We start from the raw sequence: 23,898 nt of genomic DNA, 5'->3' as shown, positions 1-23,898 counted from the left end.
AGCGGCGGGTATGGGCGGTCGCACGGATCCCGACCCCTGAGCAGGAAGATGAGCGGCGCGTGCATCGGGAACTCGGGCGTCTGCGGCAAGAGCGCACCGCCCACAGCAACCGGATCCGTTCGCTGCTGGTGTTGCACAACCTTCGGGTCGAGCGTATCGGTGGGCGCGCGTGGGCACACTGGTGGGCCCAGCAGGCCGGGCAGCTGTTGCCGGGTTTGCGCGCCGAGATTGAACGCGAGTTCGAGCGGCTGTCGCTTGTTGCCAGGCAGATCAGGACGCTTGAAGCGCAGCAGAAGCAACAGGTTCACAGCGGCGCACAACCCGTGATCGCACTGCTGGCGCGGCTCGCGGGTATCGGCACCGGAAGTGCGTGGACCTTGGTCAAGGAACTGTTAGGCTGGCGGCAGTTTCGCAACCGCCGTGAAGTCGCCGGCTGCCTGGGTCTGGCGCCGACACCTTACGCAAGCGGCACCAGTGAGGTCGAGTTGGGGATCAGCAAGGCCGGCAACAAACGGGCGCGATGGCTGATGGTGGAACTCGCGTGGAGCTGGCTGCGCTTTCAGTCGGCCAGCCAGCTGAGCCAGTGGTTCAATGAGCGCTTCGCGGGAGGCGGCAAGCGCGTGCGACGCATTGGCATCGTGGCACTCGCGCGCCGTCTGGCGATCGCCTTGTGGCGCTATCTGGAACAGGGTGAGCTTCCGCTCGGGGCAAGACTCAAGCCACCCGGCAGTGATGCAGTTGAGGTTTGAGCGGCGAATTTCGATCCACGACAGGACTTGAAGGTCAGCGTGCCCGGGCACTACACGGGTTACCCGGCGGGTAGCCGTAGTTCTAGATGGGGCGCGTCGGTAACGGGGTGGTTCCAGCGCTGTGCGCATGCGGTATGAGGTGACCGGCCTAGTGCCGGCACGGATAGAAGTTAGACCCGGCAGCCGTCCGGGCATCAGACACCCCGACCTCAAGTGTGTTGAAGTTTCGCTTTATAAGCAGGACTCCGAACCCTGTATCGGGCATCTTTGTCGTGCGGGTTGTCCACCGCCGGCCGCCGGTGGACAACCCGCGGCACCCTCATATGGAGATAATTGACCTACGAAAAACAGAATACCCAAAGGGCTTGACTTCCAATGCCCCATAGAAGTGTAGTGCTTCGTTTTTCTTGGAACCAAGGCGACGGTTGGCGCGAATGACTTTCTGCAAGATGTCATTGGCCTTGGCAGTCCACACGAATGGTTTGGGATCGTGGTTATGCACGGCGATGTACTCCTTGATAACGAGGATGAGATCGGGAACGCAACGGAACACGCCACGGCGCAAACGTTCGGTAGTGATATCGCGAAAGAAACGCTCCACCATGTTCAGCCACGATGCGGAGGTCGGCGTGAAATGGACGGTGAACCGAGGATGTTTCGCGAGCCACTCCTTGACCTTCGGGTGCTTGTGGGTGGCATAGTTATCGCAGATCAAATGCAGCTCTTTGCCCTTGGGAGTCTCGCGCTCAATTTGGCGCAAGAAGTCGAGCCATTCGCTATGACGGTGGTGCTGATCACAGCGGGCGATGATAGAACCATCGAGGGTATTGAGCGCCGCGAACAGGGTCGTGGTGCCGTGGCGCTTGTAGTCATGAGTCTGGGTGGACGCGCGGCCTCTCTTCAAGGGCAGTCCGGGCTGGGTGCGGTCGAGTGCCTGCACCTGGCTCTTCTCGTCGCAGCACAGCACCAACGCATGCTCGGGCGGGGAGATGTACAGGCCCACGATGTCCTCGAGCTTCTCGGCGAACTTCGGATCCCGCGAGACCTTGAAGCTCTCGACCAGGTGAGGTTTGAGGCCGTTGGCCTGCCAGATTCGCAGCACCGTGGTGTCGCTGACGCCGGCCTTCCTGGCGAGCGTGCGCGTGCTCCAGTGTGTCGCAGCTTCGGGCGTGGTCTGCGTCGTCAGGCGCACGATCTCAGCTCTATCGACGCGCGGCTTGCGCCCACTGCGCGGCAGGTCATCTTCTATCGCCGCGACGCCGCCCTGAACAAAGCGTTCGCGCCAGCGTCCCACCTGGACCCGCCCGATCCCCAACGCGGCGGCGATCTCCCGATTGCCCATACCATCGGCCGCCAACAGCACGATCTGTGCTCGTCGCACTGCTCTTACCTCGAGGGTTTGCGATCTCACCATCCGCTCAAGCTCGATGCGTTGTTTGCTGCTCAATTCAATCGGTCTCGCCGTCTTCATGACTCGCTCCATCGTCGGTACAAAGAGCATGACAATGGCAAAACCTATTGGTTCCGTTAATTCAGAAGCACTACACTAGCTCGCGGGAAAACCACCACGCTTGAGCCAGTCGAAGGACTATCGTCGCCTGATCAGAGATAGCGCTTTGGTATATCTTTTCGATGTCAGCCGACTGCAAGCCTCTGGCGATCGATGGGAGCATGGGCGTGTGTCGGGTATTCTGCCCTCTGTAGAGTTTGTCGATGGCAAACGGGGTTGCTCCCCAAGTTTCTCCTTCAGAGTACCCATACCAACTAGCTTCGCGGCGTGACCGATGGTTTGTATAATTCTTTGATATTTCGAGGAGAGCAGAGGCGGGGACTATTTGCATGGTAGAGCTTCCTATGACTCTATTCGCCAACAAAAATGTTTGAGCTAACCGGTTGGCAAACGCGTGCGGCATAAGCATACCCGAGCCCCTACCGACGAGCCGCCTCCAGGCAGCATGCCCAGCGGTCCGCAACTGGCCGCCCTCTGTCCGTCGCGGCTGGTCCCGTTCGCACCTACATCAGCCGATGGACCGAGATCCGAGAAAAACTCCCGCAAGGCGGGAGGTGCATTTGGCGAGAGGTACGCCGCTGCAAAGGACAACGGATACTATCGAACCCTGAGTTCACGGCCTAGAGCTACTGCCGAAACACAGCATTTCGCATCCAGTGATGGAAGCACCTCTCCCTTGCAGAAAAGGCTTTGATCTGGGAGCGACGCCAGCGGCTACGCACTCGGTCATGGCAGAAAATCGACCCGGAGCGGTCATACGCGGTCCGGACAATCTAACGGCCGCATTGACTTGTACAGCAGTCGCTCGGATTGCGATGCGGAAAACGAAGACGCACATCAATCCGTAAACTTCAATTTCCGAAGAAAGCCTGAACGATCCTAAGCAGTGCAGGGCGGGCCTTCTGGCGAAGATCCCAATATATCTTGAAGCCATCCCCAAGGTGATACTCCCACCTGTCCTCGGTCGCTTCGGCCGCCGCTCGCATATTGCACATCTTCGCATTCGCGTGGAGATTGATGCCAACGCCGTTGACTGCCTCGGTTTGGCGGTCGATGGTGTAGGTTTCGCGGGCGCAGGGTGTCTCGTAAACGAATACGATCGTCGTAGGCGACCACGATTCGATGTCGTAGTCCACCTCGTCGACCGTGAGGAGGTTGGTCCCTTTCCCGGTGATTTCCGCGCGCGCCTCCACGCAGCGGTTGTCCGCTTTGGTGCATGTGATCTTGGATGCCTGGAGCGGATCGCCCAGCTTTGAACCCTCTCCCAGCGGCCCATCTCGCGTCCAACTCCCTTCGGCAATAACCGTGTCGCCTTGGTCTATCACCATCGCCTTTACTGGACTGGGGCTTACTGGCACCAGCGTATCCACGTAGAGGCCCATCAGGTAGGTCAGGCCGAATAGAGCCGCGCAGACGCTCACCAGACCTCCGGCGACGACGAAGACCTTTCTGGGTCGGGACATTGATTTCCAGGGAAGGACGACGGGTAAGCCTATCGCCAGCGCACGACCAAGGCCGATGAGCACATAAGCGAAAATCCATGCGAACGGAAGCGGAGCCAGCGCAACTATCGCGGCGTTGGCGGTATCCCCCTCCATCGACATAGCAACGTTATCTGACTTCTCTTTGTCGCACTCGGATAGATCCGCGCTGTGGGCCAGGTTCTTGCTATCGGCGCAGACGTTGTATGCAAATGAGGCGGAACTCTGGGCACTCTGGAGATCCCTGTTGTGCGTGTGAACTGCCGCACCTATTGCCCAAGCGATCGACAAGACAATGCCGACCTTCTGCCAAGTCGCAAGCCTTCCCATAGCACCCCTGACGTTTGCCCGATTCTTCTGGCGGAAATGATACTTCAATGCTGCGCGGCCAGACTCAGACCCTTGCCGGGGCAGCAAGATGGCCATTAACGTTCGACATTAGGAGTTAGACCCAGCGTTTCGATGAATTGCTCCGGGTCGTGCAAGGGCGGACGCTGTTCGATGTGCGGTAAGTATCGCGATGAGTCTGGTCCCCAGTCGAAGTACAACCCTACGCCAGGTCTATCCAGTTGGGCGGCAAGGTCCGGCGTGACTTCGAGCGGCTGGGAGAAAAGCAGCTTATGCGCCTTGTCACCCACGAGGCGAGTGTGCACGCCAAGCTGATAATGTCCCGCCAACCACTTGAAGTGGCTTCCGTCTTCCGGCATGAGGAAATGATGATTGGCGGCGACGCCAGTCTCGCCGACGAAGAGGCCACTACCTCTAACAAGTTTGTTGGTCTCGCCATGCACCCAGATATTGAAGTTCTGGTGGGTTTCGGATCGCGAAAGCGAGATATGCATACTCTCAATGATTCGCCCGCGCTTCGAGGTGGCGAAGAGCAATGTCCGCAGATAGATCTTTGGATTTCCGTCGCGGCCGCCTGGACGTGGCATGTCGGGGCCGAAATATATGACCGTTGGCTGAGTCATTCGCACTGTGCCGCGGCGAAACAACGTCAACCACGCCGTGATCGCAGAGACGGCAAGGGCCAAGACTGAGACTGTGAGCGCGATAGGGTCGGTCATGCGGAGTCCAACTTAGTATTAGAGGGAGTTTCCACCGAATAAAGTGAGACTCGCCGCCGCATGGTCTGTGCAAACAAGGCCAGCTTACTCGACCAGCGGGCATTTTATCCCACTAAGCGGGCTAGACCCGGCGACGAACTCTCGTTGCCGACCGCACCTCGCGTTCACGCAATTCTCTGAGACGTCAATGGATTCCAAAAATTTTCCGCGCCGCGCGCGAGATGACCCCGTCTTCGTTCTGTCGCAGTCCCCTCCCCGCCTGCGGGCTGCTCTTTACTCGCCGGTTTTAATGCGCTGTGGAAAGATGCAAATGTGCCACCTAGCGGGCCGAAAGGCCAATCTAGGCACACTGAAAAGTGTTGCAATTTGATGCGCGTCCGGTGGCCTTTGCCGCTGGATACGCTACTTGAATTGGGGAATTTGCGAGGGCAAGCCGACACGCATAAAGTACCGCGCGAAGGCTTGTGAAAAATGCTCGAGGAAAGGGGAATCGAGACGCCATCTCGTGCCTGCGCTATCTGCTCTTTTGGCCAGATAGCCCGTCGGCAGGCTAAAAATTTGGCCAAAGTCGACCACCAGCGCTCCTTGGTTTTCGCTAGGATCAGCGGGGGAACCTAGAAGATGCAGACCCTCTATTCTGCCTTTGCGAACTTCTTCCCAGCGCCCTTTGTTTTTGAAGGCTGGATTTTGTTCCTCGAATTCGGCGAGGGTGTACGCAGGGCACATGGCGACCAGTTCGACCTTGCCATTCTCTAAGTCGCAGCTCTGCGTCACGATGATCAGATTTGCTTCTCCGACGGGCACGGTTTCGCCTGAGCCTTCGCCACCCGAACCGAAGTCATCCCCGAATTGGGGCACAAGACATTTTTCTAGCAAATCGCCTTGCGCCAATGTCGGCCCCTTGATTTCAATCCAAAACGGCTTAGTCATCGGCGCTACTCGTCCAACAAGAACGTTCGCGGTTTGATCTTACCGATGTGCTTGAAAGTGGCCGTCACGGAGAACGCCGGCTTTACGTGAACATGGTTGTACGAAACCATTTCCTCCGCCTCGCTCTCAGCCGCCAGGTGTTCGCCCAACTGCGCCAGCTCAAGGGCAACCGCCAGAACCTGCTCAGATTCGCGGCTATGACCTTGCGTTGTCGCACCGCGACTGAAGAAACTGCGTACCACCTTACGGACTTTTGCAGCTTCTGGGCCTTGCGCGGGTGCCGTTTTACGAACCGCCCTGGTGTGCGTGGGCGTCGGAGCGGCACGGCCTGATTCTGCACCTTGAACATAACATGTCGTCATTTGAATAATCTCCTGGCTTCTTCAGTGATGCTTGCCTCAAATACTCTGTTCTTCGCTTGCCGCAGTTGCTCCAACAACGCCCATAGCTGGTCCTCGTCGACCGGTAAGTCAACCGTTCGAAAAATGTCTATGTCGAGCACGATCGAAACAACGTCAGGTTTGGCGGGCTCGATGATCGTTTGGTTAATAATCGCTTCACATTTGATTTCCGTGAGCGGAATCATCAGGTGCATAAAATAGCCCGAAAGACCCTCCGGCAGGTCCGGCGAGAGTTGAGGCGCCGTTCGCAAGTAGTCGCCAAAGCTTTTCAGAGGCAGCGGGATGTCGATTCGGTTGACGTAACGGACAGCCACCCGCGTGATCGCAGTGGGCTTTGCCACAGTGCAATACTTGTCCCATAAACGACGCGCTTCGCTACAAAATTCAGCCCAATGCGGGTAGGGCGCCAACCTGCTAAAAGTGTAGCCAGTGGTCCGCGCCTGGTAAATCTGCTTGCCGTCCGGACTGCGATAGAGATGCCCCAAAGGTTGCGCCGACGCGGTAGCAACCGGCGCCATTTCCGGGCTGAAAAACAATGCCCCGGTGGCGGCGTTCAACTTCTCAGACGACGGATACTTAGCTTCTTCGCCTAAATGAGTCTGCCCAAGCGTGTCAACAGTGACAGGCGTAGCAACCTGAATGTCGATGACTGCCTCCGTAATCGGGGCATTGGGATAACGATCGTCAGATGTCATGCGCTTCGCTATCGGCCATGGCGGTTGTATCGGGTTGACGATACCAAGCATTGGCACGTTGCCATCACTTACGATCCATGTCGGACGGATCAAGAGAGCTGCTTGCAACTGACCAACGGCTCGCCACATATTGTTCTGCCGCGTCCCGGACGATCCATGCCAAAGATACCTTCTTCTCTTTGGCGATTCGTTCAAGGTTAGCGTAAAGGTCAATGGGGAAGCTCACCGATGCCCGCAATGTCTTAGGCTCGATTTTCGCCTTGCCTTGTCGCTTGACTTCGGTCGCCACTATTTACCCCGGCCCGATGGATGCACCACGTTACACCACAGTGATGCAAAGGACCAGTAGTTTGTCCATTTCTCGAGCCCCTCGTTCCATACCAGGAAGCCGCGGTTGTAGGCGGCCTGCAGCGCCGAATGAGTACAACTACGAGCGGCACGAGCTGCGATGCGCGGTAGGTAAGCCCCGAGTCTACTGCAGCTAAATTACACCCAGGGTGATCCGTTTTGATCTGGATTTGCCTTGTGCAGCCTTGGTTTTACACTTCGCAAGTTGTGTAAGGCATTGATTTTAAAGGGGACTGCTGGCGCTTGTACTTCTCCGAAGGCAGGGGTTGCTGGTTCGATCCCAGCCGGGCGCACCAAGAATTCTGATTTTCTGCTGCAATCATCCGCTGCTTACGAAGCAAACCCCAGAGGTCGGCAATAGCGTCGACATACCCTTCTGCGTAAGAAAGCACTGCTGCGTTCGCTTTCATCGATGTCGCTCAATACGCTCGCTTCGTAAACCCCCCATGGCTTCCCCGAGAGTTAGTTTTCTGTACGATATCTTAGTCAAATAGCGTCTTAGAGTCTTGAATATCGGACAAACAACGCTTCTGTCGCCGCGATATGAGTACTCCAAAAATTGCAATAACGTCCGATACTTTTGACAAAAAGTGCCATTCCGCCTAATCTATCGGACATGCCTCGCACCTTTCAACACCCATTTCCCGCCGTAGAAAAGCAGCTCCGTGCGCTAGCCGAGCGGTTAAAGCTCGCCCGCCTCAGGCGCGGGATATCGACTTCGCTGTTCGCCGAACGACTAGGCGTGTCACGCGATACGCTAAACCGTCTGGAAAAGGGCGATGGAAACATCGCGATAAGCACCTACATGCGCGCGCTTCGAGTCCTCGGGCTGGACGCAGACATGGATGCCGTCGCACGCGACGACGAACTCGGCCGCAAGCTGCAAGACTTGAACCTCCCCGTTCGCATTTCGCGTCCCAAAGGCACGCGCGCGAAGGAGTCTGCCGCGCCTAAAAAAGCGGCATCGAAAACGCCTTCAGCGGAACCGTAATGAGCGCCAGAAAGACGCGAGAGTCATTTGAAGTGTTTTTGGACAGCTCGGAGCTCGGTGGTTTGGATCAGATCGGCACGCTCTACCGGCAGGCCGAGCGCACGGACTTGCCCGCACCCTTTGCCTACACGCAAGCGTGGTTGGACAGCCGCAAGGCGTTCATGCTGGATCCGCGCCTGGAGCTTTATTCCGACGAGCAATATCCGCCGAACAAGGCTGTGACGTTCGGCATCTTCATGGACTCTGCCCCAGACCGTTGGGGCCGCGTATTGATGGAGCGCCGTGAAGCCGTTCAAGCCGATAAGCACGACCGGCCGATGCGCACATTGCAAGAAATTGACTTCCTGCTGGGTGTCCACGATTTGACGCGCGTCGGGGCCTTGCGCTTTCGGGACGAGAACAAAGTCTTCCAGGACGATAGTGCCAACGCAGCGCCGCCGGTCACGGATTTGGGAACGTTGGCGAGCATTGCGATTCGCATCGAAGACGTCGGTATTGAAAAAATGCCGGAGTACGAACAATGGCTGGCAATGCTGATTGCTCCAGGTACGTCGCTCGGCGGTGCACGGCCTAAAGCCAACTTTACCAATCTGGGAAACGAGCTATGGATCGCCAAGTTCCCGGCCAAGGACGACCGCTATGACGTCGGTGCCTGGGAATATCTGGTTCATGGTCTGGCGAGGAGCGCGGGCATCTGGGTACCCAAATCGGAGTTGAAGTATGTGGGCACCGGCTATGCAACGTTTTGCGTCGAGCGCTTTGACCGGAGCAAAGGCAGCCGGCGGATGTACGCGTCTGCCATGACCATGCTGGAGCGCCGGGATGGCGACACGAACGCAGGGTATCCGGATCTGGCCGAATTCCTGTCAGACGGTGGCGCACAGGGACATATAGGTGGCGATCTGGAACAGCTGTTCAGGCGGCTGGTGTTCAACGTGCTGATTGGAAATCGCGACGACCATCTGCGCAATCACGGATTTATACGAGAGCCTACCGGCTGGCGGTTGTCCCCCGCGTTCGATATGAACCCGAACGCAAGCAAGCTGGAGCATACGTTGAGCATTGACGGGAAAAGCGCTGCGCCTGATATGAACGCTGTACTCGATACGGCGGCGTTCTATCGGCTGACCGAAGGTGAGGCCGAACAGGTCATAGCGGACATCCGGAAAGTGGTCGCAACATGGCGCGACGAGGCGGCCCGACTGAAATTATCGCGTCAGGAAATACAGCGTATGGAACCGGTCTTTGCCCGCTTCAATCATTAGCGCACGTTACAAGCGGCCGACTCACTGTGCCCGAACCGTCCCATACCCAAACCCGCACCCCATCAAATACCTCCGATACCCCACCGACAGCCGATCACAAACCTGATGCAATTCAGCATTCGGATCGAGCGGCAGCCGCTTGGGCCATTGCGACTCCACAATCGGTGTGTCCTGCATCAATATCCGCATATTGAAGTCGTACAGCTCCTGATCGGAGTGCGTGAGTTCATCCTCGAACACCGACACGAGCCACGCGCGGGTTTCCGTTTCACTCACCGGCGACGCCACGAGCAACAAATGCAACGCACCTTCACCGCGCTGCGCCACCTTCGACAAACTCACCACCAACGGCCGTTTCACGCGATACACATATTCAATATCCACTCCTTCCTGTCCCGGCAATCCCGCCGGTTGCCAGAAACGGCACTGCCGCGCCTCCAGCCCGCCATCCGTTTCAATCACTTCGTAATCCTGCACTTCCGCATGCGATGCATCGCCGAGAATACCGGTGTGCACGAACGGGAAGTGCGCCATATCGAGGAAATTTTCGACCACGCGCGGCGCCGATGAACGCACCGTCTGAGCCGCGAGATTGATCCTGCGCGCGCCGGGCGTGTCGTACTCCGGAAAGAAATCGAGTGGACGAGAAGGTTCGCCGAGACACGTCCACACCGCGCCGTATTTCTCCTCCGCGCGATACGTCCGCGCGCATGCGCGCTTCGTGCGGCGTATCGACGGATTGGCGGGAATGTGGATGCACTGGCCGTCGGCGTCGTAGCGCCAGCCGTGATAAGGACACGCCAGCAAACCGTCCGTCACCGTGCCCAACGATAATTGCGCCCCGCGATGCGGACAGACATCGCGCCAGACGTGGACATCGGTGGAAATATCGGGACCGCCCGCATCATCGTCAGCCTCCGATGCATTGCGCCAGACCACCAGCCGTTCACCCGCCACGACAAACCCGCGCGACTGCCCGGCGGGCACATCGGCGCTATTACATACAGGCAGCCATTCGCCAAGCAAAGCAGCATCGGGCGCGGCGCCAGAAGTGCCGAGCGTGTCACTCACGTCGTTATAGGAAGAAGCAGGTTCGAAGGGTCGCATCGAGTGGCAATAAGCACGCGTAGTAAATGACGATTAAAAAGACAACATGAAACGCTACCTCTGCGCCACGCCGAAACGCAAGCCGCCAAAACTCCGCGCCGCGCTGAACCCGCTGAATATCAATCTGCCACCCAGCCGCCGGATAGTGCGGTTTTCAGCCACTTTTCGACGACGCAGTACGATTGCAATTCTGCGCTACGCAGTCACTGCAGAAAACGCGGCATCGATCGGGACTTCAGGATTCACTGGAATCACTATCAGGGAGACTCAGAATGGGGCAGGCGAATGACCCCGTGCAGCGGCCGCGCGGTTATGTGTGGTCCCATAATCTCGACCCGGAAAAAGAGCAGGCGACGCTGAGAGTCATACTGGGCGGCCTCGCACTGGCCGTCTATGGCGCGCTGGCGTGGTCCGGCTCAACACCCGCCGTCATCGCCAGCTTCCACGCGCTCACGCTCTATCTGATCTACGGCGTCGCGACCCGGTTAATCATCAGCAGAATGCAACGGCAGTCGAACCTGCGCCTTGCGTTCACGACCGTCGCGGATCAAGCGCTCCTCGCGGTCACCCTCGGCGCCGGCGGAGCATTCGCGCTGCCCATGCTCTGGGCCGTCTTCCTTTTTCTGATCGGCGCAGGCGGACGCTACGGCAAGCGCGCGCTGGCGCTGTCGTGTGGAACGGCTCTCGTCGGGATCGTCGCGTTGTCTGTCTTGCAACCGTGGTGGATGCTCAACCGCCCAGCGGCGCTCGGGATCGGCTTGAGCGTGCTCGGGGCGTCGGTGTATCTCGGCGTGCTGATCGGCCGGCTCGGCAGCGCGAACCGCGACCTCGCGCTCAAGGCGGGCACCGACCCGCTCACGGGTCTGAGCAACCGCTACATGCTGGAGCAGACTATCGGCCGGGCGGTGATGGCGATATCGACGGGACAGGAAGGCGCGACCGCGCTGCTGCTGATCGATCTCGACGGTTTCAAGGAGGTCAACGATACCTTCGGCCACGAAGTCGGCGACCTCGTGCTGCAAACGTTCGCGGCGCTGCTCGCGAGAAGGATGCGGACCACCGACACGGTCGCGCGGCTCGGCGGCGATGAATTCGTCGTGCTGGCGCGTCACGTGACGGGAGCCGGCGCCGTGCAGACGGTGGCAAACAGCGTGCACGCGGTGCTGGCGGAAATGACGTCGGTGCAGGACCGGGTGGTGAATGTATCGGCGAGTATTGGCGCGTGCCTGATTTCGCCGGACCTGACGCCGGGTTATACGGATATTGCCGTGCTGATGCGCGCAGCCGATCGCGCGATGTATCGCGCGAAGGCGCTCGGCAAAGGCCAGACAGTCTTCGCCGAAAGCGCGGATTTCGATACCTGATCCGCTCTCACGCGCAGGACTTCAAGCTTCCACGCCCGACCACGCTTGCTCCCGCAACTTCGCCCGCAGCCGCGCGACGGCCTGGCTATGCAACTGGCACACGCGCGATTCGCTGACTTCCATCACGGCGCCGATTTCCCGCAGATTCAAGCCCTTCTCGTAATACAGGCTCATCAGCAGCTTTTCACGCTCGGGCAATTTATCGATGGCATCCACCAGCGCCGAGCGCAAGCTGCCATCAAGCAGCGCAGAAAGCGGATCGGCTTTGTCGACGCAATAACGGTCGAGAAACGGCTCGTCATCGGAAGAACGGTCGAAGTCTTCGTAGTAGATCAACTGGCTGCCATGCAGATCCTGCAGCATGGTCTGATATTCACCGAGCGGCATGTTGAGATGCTCGGCAATTTCCTGTTCGCTGGCCGATCGACCGAGATGCTGCTCGACCTTGTGCACCGCCGATTCCACTTCGCGCGACGTCTTGCGCATGCTGCGCGGCAGCCAGTCGTTGGCGCGCAACTCGTCGAGCATCGCGCCGCGAATCCGCTGGCTGGCGTAGGTCTCGAATTGAGCGCCCTGATCTTCCTTATAGCGGCTCGCCGCATCCAGCAAGCCGATCATGCCGGCCTGGATCAGGTCGTCGAGATCGACGCTCGCGGGCATCTTCGCGACGAGCTGCAGTCCGAGCCGGCGCACCAGCGGCGCGTAGCGGGTAAGAACCTCGGACTGTGACAGTTTTCCCTGGGCGTTATACATCGCATTCACCTTGTTCCTTCTCTTGCGGCATCACACGGACGCGGGGCTGCTCATCGCAAGCTGCATCAATGGCGTTTCGGTGCGGCGTACCGCGCCGGAGTTGATCGAACGCTCCATCCCGTGCTGCGTTTCCATTCGCACGGGTTGCACGGGCCATTCAAATTGCGACGCTTGCGGCATCGGCCAGTACTGCAATTCGGCGGCAATCTGCCGATAATCGCGGGCGGCGGCCGTCGCCGGAAAGGCTTCTACCGCGCAGCGCGACAGCTCGTGTGCGCGCGCCACGCGCGGATCTTCGGCCACGCAACCTGCCGGCATGAGCTGCACCGCGAGGTAGCGGCTTGCGACGCCCGCGAGGTTATCGAAGGCGAGTTGCGCATCGGCGCCGTTCTTCACGTGATTCACGACAATCCGGAACCGCCCGATGGCATGCGCGTAATGCAGACGCTTGATGCAGGCGTACGCCTCGGTGATCGCGGCGGGTGCTACGCGCGTCACGATCACGAAGTCGTGCGCCTGCGCTGCCAGTGAAGACAGCGCGCCGCTGCGATCCAGTTGGGTATCGATCAGGACGACGTCGGCGGGACCGTCGAGCAACACCCGGCAATGCGCGGCGTCCTGGCTGATGCGTTCGTCACGAGGCGCGGCGATGACCGAAAAGCCGAACGGCGTACGCGTGACCGCATCCTGCAAAAAGCGCTTGCCGGACAACACGGCGGCCAGTGCGCCGGTGGCGGGCACCTTGGCGAGCCGGCTCGCCGACATCTCGTTCTGGCGTTCATCGATGACCAGCACGTCCTTGCCTTGCGCGGCGAGGGCGGCGGCCAGATTCACGACCGTCGACGTATTGCCGGTTCCCCCTAATCCACCTGCCGGGGCGCCGCACACCGCAACGACCCTAGAGCCGTTGCGTGTCAGCAGACGGCGCAAGCCTTCAGCCTGATCGGACACGAACTTATCCAAAGTGAACCTCATGCAGTTCGGTGGAAGCGCGCGCGGAGAGCGCGGACAGGAGCGGCGGCACGTCGTCGTCTTGCGGCACGAATGGCGAGCCGTCGCGCGGGATACAGAACGCGCTTTTAATCAGGAAGCGCTTGGTCGCGACGTACAGGTTTTCCGGGACCTTCTGACCCGTCGATACGTAATGCACCGGCAGCTTGTAGCGGATCACGGTGTCGAGCACGCCGCCCAGATTCGTGGCTTCGTCGAGCTTGGTCAGGATGCAGCCCGCGAGCGGCGGCTGGTCGGGCGTGCTCTGGTATGCCTGCACGACTTCGTTCAAGGTATCGCCATGGCTGGTTGCGTTCAGCAGCAGCAGGCGCTGCACCGGATGGCCGGCGCCGCACAACATCGCGATATGGTCGGAGACGGTACGGTCGCGCTGGCTCATGCCGATGGTGTCGATCAGCACGATATGTTTATTGCGCAGCTCGGAGAGCGCGAGTTGCAGGTCGGCCGCGTCTTTCACCGCATGCACCGATACCCCGAGGATCTTGCCGAAAATGCGCAGTTGTTCGTGCGCGCCGATCCGGTAGCTGTCGGTGGTGAGCAGCGCGACCTTGCTGGCGCCGAAGCGCATCACGCAGCGTGCGGCGAGCTTGGCGGTGGTCGTGGTCTTGCCCACGCCCGTCGGGCCCATCAGCGCGAATACGCCGCCGCGGCTCATCATCGATTCTTCGCTGTCCATGACGGGCAGGTTGTTCTCGAGCACTTGCTGAACCCACTGCATCGACGCTTCTGCGTGTTCGATCTCCGGCATGTTGTCGATCACCATGCGGACCAGTTGCGCCGAGAAACCGGCGGCGAACAAGCGTTTGGTCAGCGCGGCGTGATTGGGGCTGCGGCGCTGGCGATCGCCCCACAGCAAGCCGGCGAAGTGCTCTTCCATCATGCCGCGCATCGACGAAAGTTCATGCATGACGGTGTCGTTCACGACTTGCTCCATGCGTACGCGGATGGCTTCAGTGACCGCCGCCGCAGCCGACGCCGGCAGGCCCGCGAATGCGCCTTCCTGCATCGAGCTGGCGCTCTGCGCTGCCGGCGGCTGGGTTTGCGTTTGCAGTTGCGCGATTTTTTGTTCCGCGCGGCGGGCAGCAGCCTGGGCCGCATCGCGGGTCCATCCGGGAGCGTCTGCCGGGTCTTGCGGCGTGACGGGCACGGGATTGCCCATTCCCTTCGCAATTGCCGTCGATGCGCTCAGCGCACGTTGCGGCGCACCCTCGGCCGCCGATTGCGCGACCCGGCGCGCATGTTCGATCAGCCAGGGATTCGATTCGGCCATCGTGCGCGAGGCGTCGTCCGGCTGTTCTTCGGGCTGCAAGTCGTCCAGCGGCTCGGGATTGGCGCCGAACACTGACGAAAAGACATCGCCGCTGGCGTACGGGTTGGCATTCGAATAAGACTGTGAATGAGGCTGTGAAGCCGACTGCGCAGGCACCTGGTTTCCGGCCGATGCCCTCAGCTTCATCTCGCGATGCTGAGCGGCTGCTTTCGGGGAGATTTTCGCGAGATCGCCGTCCGCGACCGCCACGATCTCGACGCTACCGTCTTCCGTTACCCGGTTCGACAACACCACCGCATCGGGGCCCAGTGCCTCACGGACGAGCCGGAACGCGTCGCGACTCGTGGCACCGATGAATTTGCGGATGTTCATTTACCCCCCGATGAGCTCGCGCTCACGTTGATCTGTTGCGGTTGACCGGTTGCGTCACGTCTTGGGCGACGTACCGTTTTCCTGTGAATGAATTATTGCAAGGGACGTTGGCGGGCCATCGGCTGATAAGAGCCGGGAAAGCGGGGTAATTCGCGAGATCGATGCTGGAGGCGGAGGGCGGGTTCCCTCGTTGATGCAAACATCAGATGATTGTGTTACCGAGTATTTCTGGATGATGCGACGGTAAGAAAAGACTTCTTGAGGCGTTTCAACTCTCGCCTCGTTATCCGGTTTCAGAGTCCGGCCGATTATTTCGTATTCCGCTTTATTGTTGGGAAAAGGGGGCGGCAAATCATGAGTAATTAATTTGTTTGAGTTTTAGAAATGATTTTCACGCTATACGAAAATGAATGAACAATGCGTGGATCGATGAAATATCTGTCGTGCATGGAGAGGAGGATTCATATAATAATTCGAAGAAAAATCAAATAATTTGCAATATTGAAATGAACGTTTCACGTTCAGAAATTAATCAAGGAATATCAGAATGCTTCAGAAATTGTTTCGCGCGGACCCATTTTCGTTACCGTTCGATGCGCAAACGACCGCACTGGTCATAATCGATATGCAACGCGATTTTGTTGAGCCGGGGGGATTGGGGGAGGCATTGGGAAACAACGTCTCGCTGGTGCGCGGCGCAATTGTTTCAAGCTGGAAGGTGTTGAAAGCAGCGCGTGATGGGAAGCTGCTGGTCATTCACACACGCGAGGGTTACCGAGCCGATCTGGCGGATTGTCCGCCTTCGAAACTGACGCGCGGCGGCAAGACATTCATCGGTGCCGATGGTCCCATGGGCCGCGTTCTGATTCGCGGCGAAGCGGGCCACGACATCATTCCCGAGCTTTACCCGGCGCTGGGCGAACCCATTATCGATAAACCCGGCAAGGGCGCGTTCCATGAAACCGACTTGCAGTTGATTCTGCAAAACCATTCGATCAGGACGCTCATTGTCTACGGCGTGTGCACTGAAGACAGTGTGACCACGACCGTTCGCGAAGCCAATGACCGGGGTTACGAATGCATTATCCCGGCGGATTGTGTCGGTTCGTATTTCCCCGAATTCCAGAAGTCCTCAATCGACATGATCAAGGCGCAGGGCGCGATGTCCGGTTGGGTAAGCGACGCCGCAGCTATTGTCGACGGCTTGCGCGGCTGACGCCGCCTGGACCTGGCATGCGACTTATCACTTTCACCGTGTGCTCGATCGGGTATCTGGCGGAACATGGGCCGCGCGAGACGCTGCGCTTCTGGGTCCACAGCCGCTTTCCGCATGCGTTGAATCTGTCATCGGCAGGCGGCGAGTGGCTGACCTTGCTCAGTCCGCGTTGTCAGAACCTGCCGACGGCCATTCGGCTCGAAACCCCTCCCGGCTGGGATTGGAGTCATCAGTCGTACTCGCGGCAGCCCATCACGCTGGAGAACAACGAGTTGCGCGGCGCGCTATGGCGCGCGGATCTGAGTCGCGCGCCATGCTGGCGGCCGGGGGCGCGAAGAATACATGATGGCCATGCGTTGAACGCTGTGCTGGCGGCTTATCCGGCGCTGGCCAGTCAGTTGTCGCAGTATTGCCTGCTGCGGGAGGTGCGCAGCAGTTTGCAGTTGCTGCCTGGCGGGCCATCGATCGGACGCGTGCCTCGCCTAAATTCTGGCGATGCGAGCGTGGCGCTGGAAGGAGGGGTATAGGAGCTGATTGGATACGGCTCGGGACAGACGCCCGCCGGCGACGATTACCTGTTTGGTTATCTCGCGGCCTTGTGGCCCTGGCAGCATAGGGAGCCTGTAGCCGCGCACCTGAAGCTATTGCGCCCGGCGATAAAAAATCAGCTTCACCGGACCACGGCCATGGGGCGCCATTATCTGAGCCTTGCGTTGCAGGGACACTATTCGCAATCCATCGATCATTTGACGACCATGCTGATCAGCGGAAAGCCGCCGGCGGATGTGGCGTTTGCGGCAATCGGCGTCATGCAGTCCGGATCGTCATCCGGCGCCGAGTGTCTTGCCGGCTTTTTGCACGGGATCAGGACGCTCGAGAAAGTGGCGCAGGAGGAAATGAGCTGCGCTTTACCCTTGCGCGCCAATCAGGTTCACGACCTTGATGTTTCTCGTGTCCGGGACTTCCGCGTAGGACAGCACCTTCAACTGCGGCAAGCTTCTTCTCAGGAACCGGGCGAGCATCGCTCGCAACGAGTGCTGGACCAGAAGCACCGGCGGCAATCCTATGTTCTGCTGACGCGTGATCGCGCTTTGCGTCGAGTTCAATAGTGTCTGCGCCAAGCCGGGTTCCAGTCCGGGATTCGCACCGGTTGCCAACGCCTGCGACAACACCCGCTCCAGCGCCGGGTCCAGTCCCATCACCTGCAACTCTCCGCTGCCCGGATACCACTGCTGCGTAATCGCCCGGCCCAGGGACAAACGCACCGCCGCCGTCAGGTCGTGCGCATCCGCAATCTTTGGCGCATGTTCTTGCAACGCGTCCAGGATCGTGCGCATATCGCGGATCGGAACGCCTTCCTCGAGCAAGTTCTGCAGAACCTTCTGCAAGGTGGTCAGCGCCAGCGTCTTCGGCACCAGATCGTCGATCAACGAAGGCGTGTCCTTCCCGACGCGCTCCAGCAACGCCTGCACTTCCTGGCGGCCCAGCAATTCCGCGGCGTGCGTGACCACCAGATGGTTGAGGTGGGTCGCCACCACGGTGCTTGCATCGACAACGGTGTAGCCATACACCTGCGCCTGTTCACGCAAGTTCGTATCGATCCACACGGCCGGCAAGCCAAACGCCGGATCTTGTGTCGGATTTCCCGGCAAGGCCGCCGAGACCTGGCCCGGGTTGATCGCAAGCCACTGGCCAGGGAATGCTTCCCCAACGCCCACTTCCACACCCTTCAGCGCGATCCGATAACCGTTCGGACGCAATTCCAGGTTGTCGCGGATATGGATCACCGGCGGCAAGAAACCAATTTCCTGCGCGAACTTCTTGCGAATACCCTTGATCCGTTTCAACAACTCGCCGTCGGCATTGCGGTCAACCAGCGGTATCAGCCGATACCCCACCTCGAGCCCCAACGGATCAATCATCGCGACGTCGTCCCAGCTCGCTTCCGTATTTTCGATGGGTGCAGCAGCAGCGGGCACGAGGTCGGTCACCGCGCCAGCCTTCTTCTTCGCCTGGATGCGCTGGTTCATCGAACGCGCGGCGTACACCAGGCCGCCGCCCAGCAGCAAGAACGCAAAATGCGGCATGCCGGGAATCAACCCCATGATCCCGATGATCACGCCCGTAATCATCAACACGCGCGGATTGTTGAATAACTGCCCGGTCAACTGCGTGCCGATGTCCTCTTCCGTCGCCACCCGCGACACGATCACGCCCGCAGCCGTCGAAATGATCAGCGAGGGAATCTGCGCGACGAGGCCATCGCCGATGGTCAGCAACGTGTAGTTCGTGGCGGCGTGCGCGAAGTCCATGTCGTGCTGGAGCATCCCGACAATCAAGCCGCCCACGATGTTGATCACCATGATCATCAAGCCGGCGATGGCGTCGCCGCGCACGAACTTGCTCGCGCCGTCCATGGAGCCGTAGAACTCGGCTTCCTGCGCGACCTGCAAGCGACGCTTGCGGGCCTGATCTTCGTTGATGAGGCCGGCGTTCAGGTCGGCATCGATGGCCATCTGCTTGCCCGGCATGGCGTCGAGGGTGAAGCGTGCGCCCACTTCGGCGATCCGCCCCGCGCCCTTGGTGATCACCATGAAGTTGATGATCATCAGGATCACGAACACAACGATACCAACCGCGAAATTTCCGCCCACCAGGAAATGGCCGAACGATTCGATCACCTGCCCGGCGGCGTCGGGACCGGTGTGGCCTTCGAGCAGCACGATCCGCGTGGAGGCCACATTCAGCGACAAACGCAGCAGCGTGGAGAACAGCAGCACGCTTGGGAACGCGGCGAAGTCGAGCGGTTTCTGCGTGTACATGCTGACCAGCAGCACCATCACGGACAGCGCGATGTTGAACGTGAACAGCAAGTCGAGCAAAAAGGCCGGCAACGGCAAGATCATCATGCCGAGGATCATGCAGATCAGCACCGGCCCGGCGAGAGCCCGCAAATTCTGCGATCCCAGTGCGTCGGGGCGCTTGGAGAAAAATCCGGCGCGCGCGTTCATGCTGTGCTTCCTTTCATCGGGTCATTTCCGGGTGGTTCTTTCGCGAGTGCTTCGGCGGCTTCCTGATCGGCTTCGGCTTCCGGGACGCTGCCTTTGTCGAGTTCGGGAGGAACCTCGAGGTTCTCGGGTTCGTCCGGCTTCGTACCGCCGTCTTTCTTGAACTTGCGCAACTGATACACCCACGCCAGCACCTGCGCGACGGCGCCATACAGCGCGCCCGGAATCTCGCGGTCGATGTCCACGTTGTGATACAGCGCCCGTGCAAGCGGCGGCGCTTCGAGCAGCGGCACGTTGTGTTCACGCGCCAGTTCGCGAATACGCGTGGCGACGAGATTCACGCCTTTCGCGACAACCTTCGGCGCGCGCATTTCGCCATCGGCATATTTCAGCGCAACGGCGAAGTGGGTCGGGTTGGTAACGATCACGTCGGCGGTCGGCACGGCGGTCATCATCCGGCGACGCGCCGCGGCGCGCTGCTGCGCACGAATGCGGGCCTTCACCGCCGGATCACCATCGCTTTCACGATGCTCGCGTTTCACCTCTTCCTTGCTCATGCGCAGCTTCTTGGCATGCGTCCAGAGCTGGTAGGGGACATCGAGCGCGGCGACGACAAACAATCCGGCGATCGCCATGCCGCAGCACACGATGAGCAGATGCATGGCGTCGGCGAGCGCGAGGGAAAGTGGCTTCGTGACGAGGCCGAGTACTTCGTCCTTGCGGCTCCACATTGCCCGGCCGGCGAGTCCGCCGACCACGAGCGTCTTGAGGATCGACATGCCGAGCGCAATCGGCCCTTGCGACGAGAAGATCTTGCCAAGACCGCTGATGGGGTTCAGGCGGCTGAAATTGGGCGCCATCGGTTTGGTGCTGAGCAGCCAGCCGCCGAGCGCCATTGGCGCGCAGATGGCGGCCAGGCCCGTTAATGCGAGCACCGGAAGCAAGGCCATGAAACCTTCCTTGCCGGCAGCGGCTGCGCCAATCAGCATCTGGTTGGTATCGAGGACGGTGTTGTGATTGAACGTGAACGCGCCGCGCAAGATGGCCTGCATATGCTGGCTGATAGGACCGGACAGGCCCCAGATGCCAAAGAATCCCGCCGCCAGCAATGCAAACGACGTGAGTTCCCGCGAGCGCGCGACCTGACCTTCCTCCCGCGCCTTTTCGATGCGCTTGGGAGTGGCTGATTCGGTCTTTTCGACGTCGCTCTCTTCTGCCACTTCGCTTCACTCCGGTCCTGCGGGACTTCGGGGGTTGTAGTCCGATCGCTGCGGGGCTTCATAGAAGCCCTGACGCATTGATCCAGTGGAGCGATTATTGCGAAAAGCAGCAAGCGGCCATCGCTTGATCAGGGCGGAGAAACGGCGGTAATTCGGGCGATGGGGCGTGCACGACGCCCCGTGCGGCGGCGCGAAACGAAAAACGCGCCGGTCCTTGGGCAGGAACCGGCGCGCAGTACAGCGCATTTGCATTGACGAATCTACACCCCGTAAATCCCCGGCACGCGGCCATCGGGACCATAGAAGGCCGACTTGGGCGGCGCCAGGGTGAGCGCGGCGAGCGCATTGCGGTTGTATTCCATGCGCGAGCGGATCAGCACGCCAATGTCGTTATTGCCCCGCCGCGCACGCCCCGCCGCCGCCAGCAATTCCTGCCAATGAGCGCTCAACGCTTCGTTGCCGGTGACGGCTTGCTCCATGCCGACAAAACCCTTCGGCAAGCCGAGCGCACCAAGTTGCTCGTCGCGCTGGCGTTCCAGTGCGGCAAGCTGCTCAGTCAAGGCAGTTTTTCGTTCGATGATCGAAGGCAGCGTATCGAGCGGCGAGGCCGCCGTGAGCGCTTTCCCTTCGTGGGCAAGAAGTGACTCGAACGCCTGAACGGCAGCGGTTTCGTCGATCACAGTGGCAAGCAGGGCGTCTTTCATGGGCGACTCGCTAAAAACACCGGCCCGCTTTCATAGCGGTACCAAGGTCGAAAAAAGCCGCCCGGCGCTGCATCGTTGAAACGATGCGTCTATCTGAAACTTATTGTCCACGTGTCGCTGGCTCGCTCCGGGCGTCGCCTGCGATACGTAGCCGTTATGTTCAGCCGCCGGCCGGCGGGGTACGCGTTTGCATCAATTCATGTGCGCTGCTGAGCATGCCGTTGGCGACCGCGCCCGAATCGACCTTGTAGCTGCCGTCGTTCAGCGCGGCCTTGATCGACGCGACTTTCGCCGTATCGATGTCCGAGGTGCCCGACGTGCGCAAATCCGTCGATAACGCCGACAAGCTCACCGTCGAATGCGGACTGCCGGTGCTGGCAGTGCTGCTTCCGGTCGTGCTGGTGCCTTGCGCGTCGGCTTGCGCCGTGCGCTGCTGTGCAGCTTCTTGCAAAGCTGCGATCTGAGTAGTGTTGCTGGAATCGATTTTCACGATGGTCTTCCCTGACGATGTGATCCCTTTATCGGCGCACCCACGTAAAAACTTTAACCTTCCCGCCGCCCGGAACCCGCGCCAGCCAGTCTCATTTCCCGCTCAGCCTTACCAGGCAAGCCGAATAAGGAATTGCAACAATTTGAAACAAGTGAGGGATAACCCACATAGGCGGTTTCCGGATTGTTTTTCAAAGCTGGATCTCCACCGTCGAAGCGTCTTTCGCGACGCCGGAAATGATCTGTCCCCCGGCTGTTTTGACACGAACCTGCTGGCCGGGCGCGGCGTTATTCATGGCGCTGCCTTCGGCCGATATTGAAAAGCCCGCGCCGTTTGTCACTACGTGCACGGTCTGGCCGATCACGATGGCGCCCGCGCCGCGCAGCATGTCGGTGCGCAGCGGCAGGCCTGCTGCGAGCCGCGACAGCGTCACCGCACCAACCGCCTGTGACGGATCCGTGACGATGGCTTGCGGCATGGTCGTGAGGTCGCCGTCGCGGGGAATCAGGTCGGCGGCGCTCAGCACTTCGCCGGGCGCCACGGCGCGCGCGGCGAGGTAATACGTGGCCATCACCGAGACGCGTGCCTGCAGGTAGAGCGTCCACGGCCGCTCGCCGGAGCAGCGTACGCCGACGGTGGTGCGGCCCCAGAGGCGCGAGCCCGCGGGAAGGAACGGTTCGAGCGTCGAGCATGCCGCGAGGCCGCGCGGAAAGACCGGCGTGACGGTGATGTCTGCCTTGCCGGGCAAACCCGCCGCCTGCTGCGTCAGGAAGGCGAGCGCGGCAGCGCGGATGGAGTCGCCGTCCTGGGTGAGCTGATTGGATCCGTCGGCCGTGGCCGGCGTGGGTTGGAGCGGGGCGCGGATGGCTGCGGCGGGGCGCATCGAAACGGGCATCATGCCGGCGACCGGCGTTGCGGGCGCGGCAGCAATCGGCCTGGCCTGAAAGCCTCGCGTGGCAATGCGCGTGGCGCCTTGAGCCGATGCGCCGCCGTCGGGCGTGACGACCACGGGCATCACGTCGCGCGACGAGGCGGTTGCCTGGATCGTGACGCGCGGCAGGGTATCGGTGGCTGCGGCCGGAGTGCGGACGTTATTTCCAACGTTACTAATATTAGTAGCCGCTTTGGGCTCGCCATTGCCCGGGATCTCGATCAAACCACCGGCATCGGGCGCATCGTTCGATGCAGTGCTCCGGCTCGGCGACATCGCCAGCTTGGGCGCCGTGGCGGTCTTCGCCTCGCCCGGACCCGGAATCACGATCAAACCGCTGGAAGACGAGGATGCATCGGCGGCGTCGGCGTGGGCATCGAGTGCGAGCGCGGCTGCGCGCATGGCGGCATCGGCTGCGTTGGCCGCTGCGGCGTAGCCAGCCGGTCGCGACGCTTTCGCCGGCTGAGCGGGGCTCGCGGGCTGGTTAGTGTTGGTGGTCGCGTTCGGGTCCACCGACATGCCCGCGCTTTTTGCCATGGCGACGACGGCGGCCGGATTCGTTTCAGCGGGACCGGCAATCATGATCGTGCCGCCCGTGTCCTGCGCATGCGCAGTCGTCACGCCAGCGGCCGCGAGGGCGAACGCAATCACACAAACCGCAAGCGCGGGATGGCGAGACACGCCAGCGCCGGTTTTCACCAGGCCGTTCGCGGCCAGGCGATGAACCGCCGGCTTACGAGCAGGCGCAGCGAAGCTGTGCATTGTGTTTCTCCCAAACAAAACCCGCGAATCCGGCAAACCAAAAACGAGAAACCGCTCATCCAACGTCGAGGAATTCCTCAAATGATCAACCCACGAGACGAATTTTAGATTTCGGCGGGTAAAGGCAAGCGTCGAATAGAGGCCGGCTTTCCCTGTTATTCGTCTGATTGCATCTTGCGTCTCGCTCCTAAGATTCGTCTCATGCAAAAGTCTTTGATGACCGCGCTTGGCTCCAGCGCCTGGCTTCATCGAC

At 60.2% G+C, this 23,898-nt stretch carries 23 protein-coding genes and 2 pseudogenes; 8 read left to right on the top strand and 17 right to left on the bottom strand.

Annotated elements, in window-relative coordinates:
* Positions 1-749: transposase (locus M0D69_RS29510; protein ID WP_301785394.1), on the top strand; the 749-nt coding region annotated here is incomplete at its 5' end.
* Positions 750-1,176: 427 nt separating this feature from the next.
* On the opposite strand, the pseudogene M0D69_RS29505 reads toward M0D69_RS29510, so the two are convergent.
* The 8 genes and pseudogenes from M0D69_RS29505 to M0D69_RS29470 all read right to left on the bottom strand — a co-directional run.
* Positions 1,177-2,220 (bottom strand): annotated as a pseudogene (locus M0D69_RS29505) (IS630 family transposase); the annotation flags it as partial.
* Between the two features lie 890 nt (positions 2,221-3,110).
* Positions 3,111-4,166 carry a hypothetical protein gene (locus M0D69_RS29500; RefSeq protein WP_301785393.1) on the bottom strand — a complete coding sequence of 352 codons (1,056 nt, stop codon included), beginning with the start codon at positions 4,164-4,166 and terminating at the stop codon, positions 3,111-3,113.
* Positions 4,166-4,807 (bottom strand): hypothetical protein, encoded by a 642-nt coding sequence (locus M0D69_RS29495; RefSeq protein ID WP_301785392.1) that lies wholly within the window; start codon positions 4,805-4,807, stop codon positions 4,166-4,168. Before M0D69_RS29495 ends, M0D69_RS29500 begins: the two co-directional genes overlap by 1 nt.
* A 402-nt stretch (positions 4,808-5,209) precedes the next feature.
* The gene (locus M0D69_RS29490; RefSeq protein ID WP_301785391.1) at positions 5,210-5,737 is read right to left on the bottom strand and encodes a hypothetical protein; all 528 of its coding nucleotides are present in this window, start codon (positions 5,735-5,737) and stop codon (positions 5,210-5,212) included.
* 5 nt (positions 5,738-5,742) lie between these two features.
* Positions 5,743-6,099 (bottom strand): hypothetical protein, encoded by a 357-nt coding sequence (locus tag M0D69_RS29485; protein ID WP_301785390.1) that lies wholly within the window; start codon positions 6,097-6,099, stop codon positions 5,743-5,745.
* Positions 6,096-6,833 carry a TIGR04255 family protein gene (locus M0D69_RS29480; protein WP_301785389.1) on the bottom strand — a complete coding sequence of 246 codons (738 nt, stop codon included), beginning with the start codon at positions 6,831-6,833 and terminating at the stop codon, positions 6,096-6,098. The genes M0D69_RS29485 and M0D69_RS29480 overlap by 4 nt, the downstream gene beginning before the upstream one ends.
* Positions 6,834-6,897: 64 nt before the next feature.
* Positions 6,898-7,122, bottom strand: coding sequence for a CopG family transcriptional regulator (locus tag M0D69_RS29475; RefSeq protein WP_301785388.1), 225 nt, complete (start codon positions 7,120-7,122; stop codon positions 6,898-6,900).
* A gap of 250 nt (positions 7,123-7,372) precedes the next feature.
* Positions 7,373-7,591, bottom strand: coding sequence for a hypothetical protein (locus M0D69_RS29470; RefSeq protein ID WP_301785387.1), 219 nt, complete (start codon positions 7,589-7,591; stop codon positions 7,373-7,375).
* A gap of 206 nt (positions 7,592-7,797) precedes the next feature.
* Here M0D69_RS29470 and M0D69_RS29465 point away from each other — a divergent pair, with 206 nt between their 5' ends.
* Together M0D69_RS29465 and M0D69_RS29460 are read left to right on the top strand one after the other, a co-directional pair.
* A complete protein-coding gene (locus M0D69_RS29465) occupies positions 7,798-8,172 on the top strand; it encodes a helix-turn-helix transcriptional regulator (protein ID WP_301785386.1) in 375 nt (124 codons plus the stop codon).
* Between the two features lie 62 nt (positions 8,173-8,234).
* Positions 8,235-9,437, top strand: a complete 1,203-nt coding sequence (locus tag M0D69_RS29460; protein WP_301785385.1) for a type II toxin-antitoxin system HipA family toxin — start codon at positions 8,235-8,237, stop codon at positions 9,435-9,437.
* Between the two features lie 21 nt (positions 9,438-9,458).
* Here M0D69_RS29460 and M0D69_RS29455 read toward each other — a convergent pair whose 3' ends face one another.
* A complete protein-coding gene (locus tag M0D69_RS29455) occupies positions 9,459-10,544 on the bottom strand; it encodes an aromatic ring-hydroxylating dioxygenase subunit alpha (RefSeq protein ID WP_301785384.1) in 1,086 nt (361 codons plus the stop codon).
* A 46-nt stretch (positions 10,545-10,590) separates the two neighbouring features.
* Here M0D69_RS29455 and M0D69_RS29450 point away from each other — a divergent pair, with 46 nt between their 5' ends.
* Complete coding sequence (locus M0D69_RS29450) at positions 10,591-10,833, top strand: hypothetical protein (RefSeq protein ID WP_301785383.1); 243 nt, start codon at positions 10,591-10,593, stop codon at positions 10,831-10,833.
* A complete protein-coding gene (locus M0D69_RS29445) occupies positions 10,817-11,908 on the top strand; it encodes a GGDEF domain-containing protein (protein WP_301785382.1) in 1,092 nt (363 codons plus the stop codon). The genes M0D69_RS29450 and M0D69_RS29445 overlap by 17 nt, the downstream gene beginning before the upstream one ends.
* Positions 11,909-11,929: 21 nt before the next feature.
* Here the strand turns inward: M0D69_RS29445 and M0D69_RS29440 are convergent, their stop codons facing one another.
* Genes M0D69_RS29440 through flhF form a run of 3 tightly spaced genes read right to left on the bottom strand, consistent with a single transcriptional unit; the run spans position 11,930 to position 15,314 of the window.
* Complete coding sequence (locus M0D69_RS29440; protein WP_047895160.1) at positions 11,930-12,661, bottom strand: RNA polymerase sigma factor FliA; 732 nt, start codon at positions 12,659-12,661, stop codon at positions 11,930-11,932.
* Positions 12,662-12,691: 30 nt separating this feature from the next.
* Entirely contained in the window at positions 12,692-13,624 is a 933-nt protein-coding gene (locus M0D69_RS29435; protein ID WP_301785381.1) for a MinD/ParA family protein, read from the bottom strand.
* On the bottom strand, positions 13,617-15,314 hold the full coding sequence (flhF, locus tag M0D69_RS29430) for a flagellar biosynthesis protein FlhF (RefSeq protein WP_301785380.1): 1,698 nt from the start codon (positions 15,312-15,314) through the stop codon (positions 13,617-13,619). The genes M0D69_RS29435 and flhF overlap by 8 nt, the downstream gene beginning before the upstream one ends.
* Before the next feature lie 547 nt (positions 15,315-15,861).
* On the opposite strand from flhF, the gene M0D69_RS29425 reads away from it, so the two are divergent.
* The 3 genes and pseudogenes from M0D69_RS29425 to M0D69_RS43885 all read left to right on the top strand — a co-directional run.
* A complete protein-coding gene (locus M0D69_RS29425) occupies positions 15,862-16,530 on the top strand; it encodes a cysteine hydrolase family protein (protein WP_301785379.1) in 669 nt (222 codons plus the stop codon).
* 17 nt (positions 16,531-16,547) lie between these two features.
* Positions 16,548-17,057 (top strand): hypothetical protein, encoded by a 510-nt coding sequence (locus tag M0D69_RS29420; protein ID WP_301785378.1) that lies wholly within the window; start codon positions 16,548-16,550, stop codon positions 17,055-17,057.
* Positions 17,058-17,060: 3 nt separating this feature from the next.
* Positions 17,061-17,381: pseudogene (locus tag M0D69_RS43885) on the top strand (DUF2877 domain-containing protein); the annotation flags it as partial.
* A gap of 57 nt (positions 17,382-17,438) precedes the next feature.
* Here M0D69_RS43885 and flhA read toward each other — a convergent pair.
* From flhA to flgA, 5 genes are all read right to left on the bottom strand, one after another.
* Positions 17,439-19,541, bottom strand: a complete 2,103-nt coding sequence (gene flhA / locus M0D69_RS29415) for a flagellar biosynthesis protein FlhA (RefSeq protein WP_301785377.1) — start codon at positions 19,539-19,541, stop codon at positions 17,439-17,441.
* Positions 19,538-20,758 carry a flagellar biosynthesis protein FlhB gene (flhB, locus tag M0D69_RS29410; RefSeq protein WP_301785376.1) on the bottom strand — a complete coding sequence of 407 codons (1,221 nt, stop codon included), beginning with the start codon at positions 20,756-20,758 and terminating at the stop codon, positions 19,538-19,540. The genes flhA and flhB overlap by 4 nt, the downstream gene beginning before the upstream one ends.
* A gap of 260 nt (positions 20,759-21,018) precedes the next feature.
* Positions 21,019-21,462, bottom strand: coding sequence for a flagella synthesis protein FlgN (locus tag M0D69_RS29405; protein ID WP_301785375.1), 444 nt, complete (start codon positions 21,460-21,462; stop codon positions 21,019-21,021).
* A 160-nt stretch (positions 21,463-21,622) separates the two neighbouring features.
* Positions 21,623-21,952, bottom strand: a complete 330-nt coding sequence (gene flgM, locus M0D69_RS29400) for a flagellar biosynthesis anti-sigma factor FlgM (RefSeq protein WP_301785374.1) — start codon at positions 21,950-21,952, stop codon at positions 21,623-21,625.
* 190 nt (positions 21,953-22,142) lie between these two features.
* On the bottom strand, positions 22,143-23,645 hold the full coding sequence (flgA, locus tag M0D69_RS29395; protein ID WP_301785373.1) for a flagellar basal body P-ring formation chaperone FlgA: 1,503 nt from the start codon (positions 23,643-23,645) through the stop codon (positions 22,143-22,145).
* Positions 23,646-23,898: the final 253 nt, after the last annotated feature.

This window comes from Caballeronia sp. SEWSISQ10-4 2 (assembly GCF_030464885.1).
Taxonomy (GTDB): Bacteria; Pseudomonadota; Gammaproteobacteria; order Burkholderiales; family Burkholderiaceae; genus Caballeronia.
Note: the sequence above shows the minus strand (reverse complement) of the source record. Positions and strands in the feature narration are given on the sequence as shown.

Bases quoted from the DNA above. Each gene is read 5' to 3' on its own strand.
- M0D69_RS29500 (WP_301785393.1), bottom strand. From the start codon at position 4,166: ATGGCCATCTTGCTGCCCCGGCAAGGGTCTGAGTCTGGCCGCGCAGCA.
- M0D69_RS29495 (WP_301785392.1), bottom strand. From the start codon at position 4,807: ATGACCGACCCTATCGCGCTCACAGTCTCAGTCTTGGCCCTTGCCGTC.
- M0D69_RS29490 (WP_301785391.1), bottom strand. From the start codon at position 5,737: ATGACTAAGCCGTTTTGGATTGAAATCAAGGGGCCGACATTGGCGCAA.
- M0D69_RS29485 (WP_301785390.1), bottom strand. From the start codon at position 6,099: ATGACGACATGTTATGTTCAAGGTGCAGAATCAGGCCGTGCCGCTCCG.
- M0D69_RS29480 (WP_301785389.1), bottom strand. From the start codon at position 6,833: ATGACATCTGACGATCGTTATCCCAATGCCCCGATTACGGAGGCAGTC.
- M0D69_RS29470 (WP_301785387.1), bottom strand. From the start codon at position 7,591: ATGAAAGCGAACGCAGCAGTGCTTTCTTACGCAGAAGGGTATGTCGAC.
- M0D69_RS29465 (WP_301785386.1), top strand. From the start codon at position 7,798: ATGCCTCGCACCTTTCAACACCCATTTCCCGCCGTAGAAAAGCAGCTC.
- M0D69_RS29455 (WP_301785384.1), bottom strand. From the start codon at position 10,544: ATGCGACCCTTCGAACCTGCTTCTTCCTATAACGACGTGAGTGACACG.
- M0D69_RS29450 (WP_301785383.1), top strand. From the start codon at position 10,591: ATGAAACGCTACCTCTGCGCCACGCCGAAACGCAAGCCGCCAAAACTC.
- M0D69_RS29445 (WP_301785382.1), top strand. From the start codon at position 10,817: ATGGGGCAGGCGAATGACCCCGTGCAGCGGCCGCGCGGTTATGTGTGG.
- M0D69_RS29440 (WP_047895160.1), bottom strand. From the start codon at position 12,661: ATGTATAACGCCCAGGGAAAACTGTCACAGTCCGAGGTTCTTACCCGC.
- flhF (WP_301785380.1), bottom strand. From the start codon at position 15,314: ATGAACATCCGCAAATTCATCGGTGCCACGAGTCGCGACGCGTTCCGG.
- M0D69_RS29425 (WP_301785379.1), top strand. From the start codon at position 15,862: ATGCTTCAGAAATTGTTTCGCGCGGACCCATTTTCGTTACCGTTCGAT.
- M0D69_RS29420 (WP_301785378.1), top strand. From the start codon at position 16,548: ATGCGACTTATCACTTTCACCGTGTGCTCGATCGGGTATCTGGCGGAA.
- flhA (WP_301785377.1), bottom strand. From the start codon at position 19,541: ATGAACGCGCGCGCCGGATTTTTCTCCAAGCGCCCCGACGCACTGGGA.
- M0D69_RS29405 (WP_301785375.1), bottom strand. From the start codon at position 21,462: ATGAAAGACGCCCTGCTTGCCACTGTGATCGACGAAACCGCTGCCGTT.
- flgA (WP_301785373.1), bottom strand. From the start codon at position 23,645: ATGCACAGCTTCGCTGCGCCTGCTCGTAAGCCGGCGGTTCATCGCCTG.